Below are 11,556 nucleotides of genomic sequence, written 5' to 3' on the forward strand. Positions count from 1 at the left end.
AAATTTTTTTTAGATTACGAGGCGTCTTGGATCAAGAATGGGTATTCATTGACGGAAGCTACATACGCGTGCATCAACATGCAAGTGGAGCTCGGTATGGTTTCGAAAGAGCAATTGGACAATCACGCGGTGGACAAACAACAAAAATACATCTTGCAACCGACGCGAATGGATTACCGATTGATTTTAAAATCACTGGGGGTGACGTCCACGACAGTCAAGTTGCAAAACAACTGATTGATATTGTAGGCGAGGCAACATATCTCATTGCTGACAAGGGATATGATGCTGAGCACATTCGAATATGTGCTAAGAACAAGAATATGATTCCTATTATTCCATTGAGATCAAACAGTAAGAGATCGAATAAAGAATTTGATAAATATCTATATAAATTAAGATATTTAGTTGAAAACGCTTTTGCGAGATCAAAACATTTCCGTGCTATTGCAAACTCGATTTGATAAACTAGCACGCAATTATAAATCTATGCGTATAGCCTACATATTTATTTGGTGCAAAGCCAAATGAGGACACGCCCTAATAATTTCTTCACTTAATTTTAAAGCTTCATACAATGACTCTTGATTAACTTGCAATGTTCTAATTCCAAAGCATTATTGTAGTTATTCTCTTATATACTTTAGTTCTTATTAAATTTCAATTAGTGAATTTCTTTCATCTTAACCTTAGAAAATATCAGTATATCAAATCTTTACTATCTAATTAAATCGTTAAAATATAGGGTTTAGATTTAAACCCATATAACTATGTCAAACAAACTTGAACGTCAGAAATTGACTCTCCCAGCAGGTCATGACAAGCTTCTGCTTCACTCCTGCTGTGCACCATGCTCGGGTGAAGTGATGGAAACCCTAATTGAATCAGGCATCGACTTTTCGATCTTTTTTTATAATCCCAATATTCACCCTGTCAAGGAATATGAAATCCGTAAGGAAGAAAATATTCGCTTTGCAGAAAAACATAATATTCCTTTTATTGACTGTGATTACGATACAGACAATTGGTTTGCACGTGCCAAAGGCATGGAAAATGAGCCAGAGAAAGGTATTCGCTGTACCATGTGTTTTGATATGCGCTTTGAACGGACTGCCCTTTATGCAGCTGAAAATGGCTTCAGCCTAATTAGTAGCTCATTGGGTATTTCTCGTTGGAAAGATATGAAGCAGATCAATGATTGTGGGCATCGTTCTGCTTCACATTATGAAGGAATCACCTATTGGGACTACAACTGGCGTAAAAATGGTGGTGCTGTTCGTATGCTTGAAATCAGCAAGAAGGAAGAATTCTACCAACAAGAATATTGTGGCTGTGTATACTCCTTACGTGATACCAACCGTTGGCGTATGAGCCAAGGTCGTGATCGCATCAAATTGGGCGTGAAATTTTATTCGAATGCCACGGATGATGAAAGCTAAGCTTCAGTCGCCAGATACCAATTTTTCCAGGAACTGGTTCCACGGACTTCAATGGGTACAGTTGGAATCAGTTTTTCTTTTAGAACGTCAGTCTGTTCCACGGCTTTGGCAAGTCGGGCTTTCACAGAATGAATGCATTCACGATCTCCAAACTCACAGCGATCCAATGTCGTACCACCACAAGGACCATTCGCCAATCCTTTGGGGCAAGTTTCAGGGCAAATATATAAAGTATCTCCTAACCTACATTGACCACAACTTTCACAACCCACGACCCCTTGCTTAGAGATAAATTCAGTTTTTAACAATGCTTTTGCTGCAGGCGTATTTTCCCAGAATGAGGCTTTAAAAATAAAATGCCCCACACCTTTGGCAATTTTGGACTCAAATAGAGCCTTGTGCATGAAATGCAATTGCTGATATTTAATAAGCTGGCTAGAGGATGGTTGGCGGGAATAATAAGCTAATTGTGGCACGAGTTCCTTTTTAGTCTCTACTTGCCACAGTGCATTCCAGAGTGCTTCGAGTTCCTGTAAACCATAATGTCGATATTGTTCAATATATTTTTCTAAAAGCTTTTGCTCTTCAGGCTTATGGCATGCTGAAAGATGCACACCTGCAAAACCCAAATACTTACACATCAATATTTGTATAGCACAACGTTTATAAGCATTCTCAGTTCGTCCATCCTGTTTTTCCTGAGCCAACACTCGTAACATGTGGGGTGTAATCACAATTCCTGCTATCTTATGTTTCACCATAAAATTGGCACGTGCCAAACTAAGTGGCATAATACAAGCAAGTATATTTTGTGGGTATCGATGACGATTTAAAAAAGCCTTGGCTTGTTTTAAAGCCTCCATATCGTAACCCAACTGGGTAACGATAAAGTCTGCTCCTGCTTTAATCTTTTTGTGAAGTTTTAAATATTGTGCATCACGTTCAGCTTCAGCATATTTAAAGGGATTAAAAGCTACACCAATGTGAAATCCACCATAACACTTTGCGGCCATGACCGCATTTACAGACTCTAAATATCGGGTGCGATTCGTTCCATCTTGACCATTTGTATGCCTTTTTAACTTATCACCTGTGAGAAGCAGTAAATTTTTCTGTCCCGAAGCTTGAGTTGATTTTAAGAAGGTCTCAAAATCAGTAATATCCCGACCTTTCCCTGAATAATGGATGATTTTTTCCACTGATGAAGGAAATGTCTTCGCACATTCAAGTGGTGGCAAATCACTATCAGCATGCACTCGATCTGCCAAAGTGATCGCACATGGAAATTCTGCTAAAGACATTGGTACGGCAATGCCCTTAGCAGAACTTAAATATTCCAACAAAATACAAAACTGATTGTGCTTAAAATAGGAAGCAAGCTGTGACATAAAATAAAGTTCAAATAAAAATGATTAAAGCAGGTCGCTATTATATTCGACCTAACAGAATCAGCCCGATTAATCTTAAACAGGCTGATATAGAAAATTTTAGTCAACAATTATGCAATGAATCTATTCACTACATTCAAACAGGCAACTTTCTCATTAGATTCTCGCTCTAATGTGAAATGAAATGCCTATTTTTCAAGAATATTTTGATACGACTTAATGAAGTTCTCTTCTATCCATTTACCTTGTTTAAGATTCAATTGAACACGTTCAACACCGTCATAAACTTTACGAGTTAAGAGGAATCATTATTGTGAACAGACTATTTCTCTAAGTTGATTCATCACAATATGTAATTTATAGCCATAGAACCGACCCATTGAGCTTTTACCACGAGATGCAATTTTAGATAATGATTTATGGCGGTGAATAGGTTTGTGCAACAAAGCCTATTCTAATTAAAACTTGGATTTCATAACCATTAATTTACAGTACAACTATCAATAAAATCGCCCCACCATTGCATCATTTCCATACGCTGATTAAAATATTCTGCATGATTATAACTCGCACGGGTTTTATTCTTATCAATATGAGATAGCTGTGCTTCAATCCAATTTGATTGAAATAAACCGGATTCATTTAATATGGTACTAAATGTTGAGCGCAAACCATGAGATGATAGTTCATTTTTAGTATATCCCATCTTTCTAATAATTAAGTTCAGGGTATTAAAATGAATAGGTTTATTATTATTTCGCGGGCTAGAAAACACATATTTTTCGCCATGAGACCAAACGAGTGCTGATTTCACAACTTCAAGTGCTTGATCAGATAGTGGAACAAAAAAATCAGGGATATCATGACCTAAAATAACCTTTCTTCTATATTGTTTAATATGTAAGGCTGGTATTTTCCATATTTTTTTATCTAGATCGAAGTGATGTGGTTCACAAACCAATAATTCTCCACCACGGACGCCTGTATATAGTTTAAATAACAGGGCTTTTTTAATAATAGGATCTGTATTAATCTGATTTAATTTAGCTAAGAAATTAGATAGTTCATCTGAATTCAAATGAGGATAGTTTTTCTTAATCTTATTGTTGACTAATATTTTATGAAGTCCATGTGCAATATTATATTCACAATACCCCATCGCTACCGCATAATCATAAATCTGATTTAAATAACTATAGGCTTTCTTTACAGGTTCTTTTACATTTCTAGATTCTATATTTTTAATAATCTTAACTAGATCATATCTTTTAATTTCAATAAATGGCATTAGTCCAATATTTGGATAAACATCCTGATCTAAACATTTTTTTGCGAGCTGAATTACACCGCATCGTGGTTCATCTTCAAAGGAATTTTTAATTTTAAATTCTAACCACTCTTCACAAATATCCTGAAAAGTTTTGATGTATTTTTTATGCGGTGGTTTATTTTCATAATTATTAAATTTATATTCATCCCGGACTGATCTGGCCTCTTTCAAGGACATTACAGGATATTCACCCAACTTCATGCGAGGACGTTTATTTGTCCCTGCAAGTGAATAGCGGTAACTCCAAGATTTACGTCCGTTTGGTTCTACCTTCAAACTTAAGCCGTCATCATCTGCCAGAAAATAGATTTTTTCCTTTGGTTTAGCTTGACGTACCTTAATTTCAGTAAGACTCATGAATTTTTAACCTAACCACAAATGGCACTGCTCAATTCAATTATAGCAAATTTAAGCGATATTCATATGATGCGTATCATACGCATCACATATTTTTATAAGTAATTGTTAAATAAAATTTATATTTAGATTGGTTATTCCCTAGTAACCAATTAATTAACCATTGATTTTGCAAGTCTTAAATTGGCATGTTGAAGCCGTTCATTTGATGGGTTGTATTGCTTCTGGACCTCATCAGAGAAAGGGGTTTCTTCACATAATTCAAAGTACCTTTCCATCGGTGTTTTACCTTTCAAAGCTGAATGTGCATCCAGTTATAGTAATGCTGCCATTCGGCTAGCTTGTCTTGGATATCTTCAGAATTAATATCGACAGTAGCGTAGAACTCAGATTTATCAGTCTTTTGTGAGCGCTACCTTGCCATTCAGATGAGCTGAACCAGGTTTATTTGGCCTAAATTTGATTCCATGCTGCATCAATTTTTTCTGTACTTTTTCAGCAAAGAATTCTCACCCTCGATCGGTCTGTATTCGCTGTATGGGAAAAGGCATTTCTTCAATTACGCAGTCTAAAAAGTCGAGCGTATTCGCTGCTGTTCGGCGTTTATATATCCTTAAAACGCGATATCGTGTGCAGTCATCGATAGATGTGTACTGATATAGTCCAGGACCCAGTTTACAGGTATCCATTTGAATTCTATCGCCTGGTAATGGACGTTCATAACAAATGTAATCTACTTTACGACGGAATTTTTTAATCGGTTTGACTTGATGGGTGGAGAGTACTTGATGGATAGTCGCCAAGGACAACGAGACTCCGTGCAGCTCATTAATTCGGTTTGCAAACGTCGAGCACCAAGATTTCTAGCTGAGCGCATTTCCAATATTAAAGCTTCTAGCTCAGCATTGATTTTAGTATTTGGCGATTTTAAGGGACATTTACTATGACTACTTAATCCATCAATACCTTGTTCAGAATATCGTTTCCACCACTTGCGTAAAGTTGGTCTAGAAATGCCACATCTCCGACAAACCAGGCCAGCATTATTGGTCTCTTCAAATAATTTAACCCATACGAGTCTTTGTTGAATTTCTCTATTCATAGACACCCATTATATTGAAGTGATGTCTATGAATCACACAGATTATCATAAGGCTTTTGAAACTGTCGCACCTCATGTTTGAATTCACCCATTAACAGAGTGCGAATTAGTCCTTGATCATGTTTGACCACATTTCAAGAAATAGTGTCCAATTTTCGGTATGCAGATTATGGTGTGGGGTTCTCTTAAAGTTTAAACCTTATTATTTTACTTCAGTAATGCTGATTGGCTGGTCTTTTACAAATTCAACAACCCCTTCACCACGTTTAAAGTGAATTGAAACTCCATTATTATTAGCTAAACGAATACCACTACCAGCAACTGTTTGCTTTAAACGATATACCACGCCTGAGTTATCAGTCATTAAAGCAGTTTCAAAGTTATCCGATGATTTCAGAAAAATTAATAAACCATTCGGACCAGAAAATTTAAGGACCTGCGTATCAGCTGAAGTATTGCTTGTAGCCTTATCTTGTAAAGTTTCAGTCTTTGGACTCGAAGTACACCCAGTCATTGCTAAAACTAACAAAGTTAAACTTAAAAAATATTTCATTTAACTACCTTTTTCATCTGTAAATCATAGGTGTACTTATACTAATTGTTATAATTTAACAATAAGACAAATATTACTTTTTTTACACAAAAAAGCCATAAATCGCATTTTGAACCTTACCGGATTTATCGGAGATTTTTTTTATTTAAGTTAGGCCACCTGACCTAACGGGTTAATCTTATCATAGTACATTGCTTCAAACTCAAAAGGCGATACATAACCCAGTGCACTGTGTACATGCTTTTTATTAAACCAATCTACCCAATTTAATGTCGCAAGTTGTACATCTGCTAAACCTTGCTAATCTGCTTTTAAATATTCAATCATCTCTGTTTTGTATAAGCCATTCACTGTTTCAGCCAAAGCATTATCGTATGAGTCCCCGTTGTACCGATTGATGCTCGTAAATTTTCTGCTTCTAAACGATTGGTATAGCGAATCGAAAGATATTGCACACCCCTGTCGGAATGATGAATCACATTCCTTGGCATACTTCAATCGTGTAATGCTTGCTCCAGTGCATCGAGCACCATATCTGTATTCATACGTGTTGATACTTTCCATCCAACAATTGCTCGTGAGAACACATCAGTAATAAAGGCGGTATAGACCCAGCCTGAATGAGTTTGAATATACGTAAAGTCATTCACCTGAGATACCGTCTTGGTAGTCAATCAATAATTGAACCGCTCTATCTCTGATTTCAGGGGTATATTTTACTTTTTTCATTGGAACACTACGCTTCGCTACGTCTTGCGAAGCAATGCTTCTCATCTCAGGAAAGTTGGTCTCCGACAAACCCGGTACGGTTCAGGTTCCATTTTTGCCCATTGGGCATCAGTAAGTATGTATCTATCTATAGTACTATTATAAATTAATCAGTAGCCTTTGTTAATTCTCAACAAGCCCTAAGCTGCGCTGCATTAAATTATTAGGAGATAAACTCAGTACAAGGAGTTTTGATAGCCAAGTCAATGAGATTCATGCACCTGTAGCAGTCCTTAACAGATTTACGGAATTAGGTCGACCACTTACCCAAGTTACGCCTTAAATTTGGCTCAATTAGGGGCGCTTTGCCTTTCAAATATTTGTGCAATAAAGCCGTTGGAAAGTAACCTTGAAACAAGTTATAAGCTTCTTTTTCATAAATTACTGAGTATTTGTATAAATATTCAACATCTGATTTTTTTTAGACCAGATAGTGAATTAAAATAAAAACTAATAAACAAGAACAAACATCATTGGTATTTATATTTTAATTATGTTCATTTACAATAAAAATGACTAAGTCAATACATATTTAGTCTAAAATATCCATCAATCAAAAATGTGTGATAGCTTCGAACGTTAATCTTTGCATACTTGTAATTTTGAGTATTACTTCAATTCTCTAAGCTAATTCTTTACAAGTGTTCCTATCACCATAATTGTTATTCTTGTCTTCGCTATAAAGCGATCCAAACCTGCCCTCCATGGTCATAATCGCATGAACAAATTTTTAAAATACCTATTGGTATTCATCGTTCTGCTTATTATTGCAGCACTAATCTTCTTATTTAGACCTATCGCGTCTAAGAAAATTCAAAACACCAGCAATGAGCCTGTCGTTGACGCAGTCTTAGTTGGTGGTGGCATCATGAGTGCAACCCTAGGCACATATCTTAGTGAACTTGAGCCAAACTGGCAAATTCGTATGTATGAACGCCTAGACAACGTTGCCCAAGAAAGCTCAAACGGCTTCAACAATGCTGGCACAGGCCACTCTGGCTTTATGGAAATGAACTATACCTCTGAAAAAGATGGAAAAATGGACATTTCTAAAGCTGTGAACGTTGCGGAACAATTTGAAGTTGCAAAACAGTTCTGGTCTTATCAAGTCAAAGAAGGCGTTTTGGGTCAACCAAATAGCTTTATCAACCCTGTACCGCACATTGCCTTCGTTTGGGGCGATAACGTGAATTTCCTAGAAAAACGTTACGCTGCAATGGTTAAAAACCCAATGTTTTATGGCATGAAATTCTCTGAGAATCCTGCTGAAATTAAACAATGGGCACCATTGGTGATGAATGGCCGTGATGCTGCACAAAAAGTAGCTGCAACACGCATGGATGTAGGTTCGGATGTGAACTATGGTTCGATCACCACTCAATTGGTCGATCACCTTAAAAAACAATCTAATTTCCAGTTACAAACATCGACTGAAGTGACTGGCATTAGCCAAAACGATGATAAAACGTGGACTGTTGCATTTAAAAACCTCACTACAGGAAAAACAGATCATGTGAAAACGCGCTTTGTCTTTATTGGTGCAGGCGGTGCAGCGGTTAAACTTTTACAAATGACAGGCTTACCAGAAGCGAAGCAATATGCTGGCTTCCCTGTAGGTGGCGTGTTCTTAATGACCGACAACCCAAAAGTCACTGAAGGTCATACTGCAAAAGTTTATGGTCGTGCTGAATTAGGCGCACCACCAATGTCTGTTCCACATATTGATACACGTTATATCGACGGTAAAAAATATGTGTTGTTTGGTCCATTTGCAACTTATTCAAACAAGTTCTTAAAACAAGGTTCTCAGCTTGATTTATTGAAATCAACCACTAAGAACAACGTTTTACCAATGACCGCTGTGGGTATGGAAAATCTTGATTTGGTGAAATACTTAGTTAGCCAAGTCATGATGACCGATGAAGACCGTTTTAATGAGTTGAAAAAATACTATCCTGATGCAAAACCAGAAGACTGGCGCATGAATCAAGGTGGTCAACGTGTTCAAATCATTAAGAAAGAACCAGGCAAACCTGCAAGCTTGCAATTTGGTACCGAGATTTTTGCATCACAAGATGGCGCTGTGACTGCCCTATTAGGTGCGTCTCCTGGTGCTTCAACTTCCCCTTATATTATGTTGAGCTTGCTTGAAAAAGCATTCCCTCAGCAAGTAGCAGGTAAATGGAATCCGAAATTACATGAAATTGTAAAATCGTACCAACAAGAACTCAGCACTAATCCTGTGCTTCTTGACCAAGTTCGCCAATACACCAGCACAACCCTTGGTTTGAAATATACACCTATGGCTAAAGCTGCAAATGACGAAACTATTGCGGTAGCAAAAGCACAGTAATCTGCTTTAAACCCTAAAAAGGATGGACTTTGCGCCATCCTTTTTTAATTCATATTTGAAACTATTCTGTTTATGTCGCTTTTCCATTCCGATGCTTTTTTGGCTTTTCGTTCACGTGATTTTTCACTTCTGAGTGTCAATCAGTTGTGCTTAATTCTAACCATCATGATTCAAGAAGTCGTCATTGCCTATAGTATCTATCAACTCACTCAAAATCCACTCAGCCTTGGCATGATTGCCTTAATTGAGTTACTCCCCTTTATTTGCCTCTCCCTGATCAGTGGCGACTGGGCTGATCGCTATAACCGACAAAAAATTGTGCAGTGGAGTTTTAGCTGTAGCACTTTAATTCCATTATTATTTATTGTTCTTTTTTCTCAGTACCAACAACAGCACATTCAACAAAATACACTTTTATACGGCATTTATAGCCTCATCTTTTGCTTAGGCATACTTAGAGGTATCTACAGCCCATCATTTAATTCATTACGCCCTTTTCTAACCCCCGAGTCAGTCTATAGCAATGCAGCCACATGGACCGCGCTCATTTGGCAAATAGGCGGCATTTTAGCGCCTTTATGCGCAGGACTTTTACTCAGCCAACTTGGGCTTGAAAAAACCCTCTTTATTGTTTTTTTCTTGTGTTGCGTGGGTAGCATCTGCTTATTCGGATTAAGTCCTCGTCAATTCCCTAGCCCCCATAAACAGCATTTAAGCAAAAGTTTGAAAGAAGCCTATTTGTTTATTTTTAAACATCCACTAATGTTTTGGAGTATGTTGCTGGATCTCAGCGCCATGCTTTTTTGTAGTGTCATTATCTTACTGCCTATTTTTGCACACGATATCCTGCATCTTGGTGTTGAAGGCTTAGGTATACTCAGAGCTGCACCAGCTATTGGCGCCTGTATCATGATGTTGATGTTGACCTGTTATTCTCCGATGCAAAATGCATGGAGAAATATGCTCTATAGTAGTTTTGCAATTGCTTTGTGTACTTTAGCCTTTGCACTATCCTCCCATGTTTGGCTCTCAGTCTTCTTCCTTGTTTTAATCGGTGCCTTTGATAGCATCAGCATGGTCATTCGACAAACTTTATTACAGCAACTCCCCCCAAAAGCACTATTAGGGCGTGTAGCGGCTTTAAATGGCATATTAGTCACTTCAGGCAATCAGCTCGGTGCCCTACACATGAGCCTGATGACGCGCTATTTTTCTGTGGTGCCAGCAGTACTTATTGGAGGGACGCTGTGTTTAATAATCTGTGGTCTAAGCTTTACTCGTACGCGACATTTATTCAAGCCATCTCCAACACTAAAAAAACATGCCACAGTGGCAAAAAGTGAATAGCATGTTAAGCTTCAAATCTTCTTTTAATATGATGTGAGTTTTCAATAGAGCAAATTATGAAACAGATTTTCCCCTTTTCACATATTCTCTATACCAAACTCTATTCTTTCGTACTATCAGTGTTGTTGGCTTATTGCCTATTCAATGCAATTTATACGTTCATTATTGGTGGAACTGGTTTTTATTTATTTGCAACTTTTATTTTAGCTTTTCAATGTAATTTCGCGTTACGCACTTCTCTCCATGACCGTATTTACACCAGTTTAGGGATAGTTTTGCTTATTATTGGGTTATTGTATACACATGGAATTCACTTTCTAAACCATTTAAAAACAATTGTATTGGTTCCTGCTTTAATTTTAACTGCCTTTGGAATAGATAATTTATATAGAAAGCCAAATAGACTTAGTTGTCTTAAAGTTGGACTGATCCTCGGCCTATTGCTATTAGCTTATATTCAATATTATGATTTAGTAGAACTGCAAAATTATTATGACTCTTTACATAATGATGAGACTTGGCAGCAATTTGGCGCATTATAACAGCTAGCACAAAAAAAATTCGGTGTTTGATCTCAATGGAATAATGGGAATCATATTCTTGTTCTTAGCACATATTCGAATGTGCTCAGCATCATATCCCTTGCCAGCAATGAGATATGTTGCCTCGCCTACAATATCAATCAGTTGTTTTGCAACTTGACTGTCGTGGACGTCACCCCCAGTGATTTTAAAATCAATCGGTAATCCATTCGCGTCGGTTGCAAGATGTATTTTTATTGTTTGTCCACCGCGTGATTGTCCAATTGCTCTTTCGAAACCATACCGAGCTCCACTTGCATGTTGATGCACGCGTATGTAGCTTCCGTCAATGAATACCCATTCTTGATCCAAGACGCCTCGTAATCTAAAAAAAATTT

Annotated in this window: 7 protein-coding genes and 7 pseudogenes; 6 read left to right on the forward strand and 8 right to left on the reverse strand. The window is 37.3% G+C overall.

Annotated elements, in window-relative coordinates:
- Together AC13CK_RS00380 and AC13CK_RS00385 are read left to right on the forward strand one after the other, a co-directional pair.
- Positions 1-531, forward strand: a pseudogene (locus AC13CK_RS00380) (IS5 family transposase); the annotation flags it as partial.
- Between the two features lie 239 nt (positions 532-770).
- Positions 771-1,439 carry an epoxyqueuosine reductase QueH gene (locus AC13CK_RS00385; protein ID WP_287967140.1) on the forward strand — a complete coding sequence of 223 codons (669 nt, stop codon included), beginning with the start codon at positions 771-773 and terminating at the stop codon, positions 1,437-1,439.
- On the opposite strand, the gene AC13CK_RS00390 is transcribed toward AC13CK_RS00385, so the two are convergent.
- From AC13CK_RS00390 to AC13CK_RS00420, 7 genes and pseudogenes are all read right to left on the reverse strand, one after another.
- Positions 1,436-2,827, reverse strand: coding sequence for a methylenetetrahydrofolate reductase C-terminal domain-containing protein (locus AC13CK_RS00390; RefSeq protein ID WP_482830862.1), 1,392 nt, complete (start codon positions 2,825-2,827; stop codon positions 1,436-1,438). The genes AC13CK_RS00385 and AC13CK_RS00390 overlap by 4 nt on opposite strands.
- A gap of 188 nt (positions 2,828-3,015) precedes the next feature.
- Positions 3,016-3,117 (reverse strand): annotated as a pseudogene (locus AC13CK_RS00395) (putative oxygenase MesX); the annotation flags it as partial.
- A 24-nt stretch (positions 3,118-3,141) separates the two neighbouring features.
- A pseudogene (locus AC13CK_RS00400) lies at positions 3,142-3,258 on the reverse strand (transposase); the annotation flags it as partial.
- A gap of 50 nt (positions 3,259-3,308) precedes the next feature.
- Complete coding sequence (locus AC13CK_RS00405; RefSeq protein ID WP_482830863.1) at positions 3,309-4,514, reverse strand: tyrosine-type recombinase/integrase; 1,206 nt, start codon at positions 4,512-4,514, stop codon at positions 3,309-3,311.
- 152 nt (positions 4,515-4,666) lie between these two features.
- A pseudogene (locus AC13CK_RS00410) lies at positions 4,667-5,616 on the reverse strand (IS481 family transposase).
- Positions 5,617-5,818: 202 nt separating this feature from the next.
- Entirely contained in the window at positions 5,819-6,169 is a 351-nt protein-coding gene (locus AC13CK_RS00415) for a hypothetical protein (protein ID WP_184413766.1), read from the reverse strand.
- Positions 6,170-6,319: 150 nt separating this feature from the next.
- A pseudogene (locus AC13CK_RS00420) lies at positions 6,320-6,819 on the reverse strand (IS3 family transposase); the annotation flags it as partial.
- Between the two features lie 260 nt (positions 6,820-7,079).
- On the opposite strand from AC13CK_RS00420, the pseudogene AC13CK_RS00425 reads away from it, so the two are divergent.
- The 4 genes and pseudogenes from AC13CK_RS00425 to AC13CK_RS00440 form a co-directional block, all read left to right on the forward strand.
- Positions 7,080-7,220: pseudogene (locus tag AC13CK_RS00425) on the forward strand (IS5/IS1182 family transposase); the annotation flags it as partial.
- Positions 7,221-7,655: 435 nt separating this feature from the next.
- On the forward strand, positions 7,656-9,290 hold the full coding sequence (gene mqo, locus AC13CK_RS00430) for a malate dehydrogenase (quinone) (RefSeq protein ID WP_004733172.1): 1,635 nt from the start codon (positions 7,656-7,658) through the stop codon (positions 9,288-9,290).
- A gap of 72 nt (positions 9,291-9,362) precedes the next feature.
- Positions 9,363-10,637: an MFS transporter gene (locus tag AC13CK_RS00435; protein ID WP_482830864.1), complete on the forward strand. Its 1,275-nt coding sequence runs from the start codon at positions 9,363-9,365 to the stop codon at positions 10,635-10,637.
- A gap of 56 nt (positions 10,638-10,693) precedes the next feature.
- Positions 10,694-11,179 (forward strand): hypothetical protein, encoded by a 486-nt coding sequence (locus tag AC13CK_RS00440; protein ID WP_004733174.1) that lies wholly within the window; start codon positions 10,694-10,696, stop codon positions 11,177-11,179.
- Positions 11,180-11,197: 18 nt separating this feature from the next.
- Here the strand turns inward: AC13CK_RS00440 and AC13CK_RS00445 are convergent.
- Positions 11,198-11,556 (reverse strand): annotated as a pseudogene (locus AC13CK_RS00445) (transposase); the annotation flags it as partial.

The sequence above is a fragment of the Acinetobacter sp. L-24 genome (assembly GCF_056857555.1).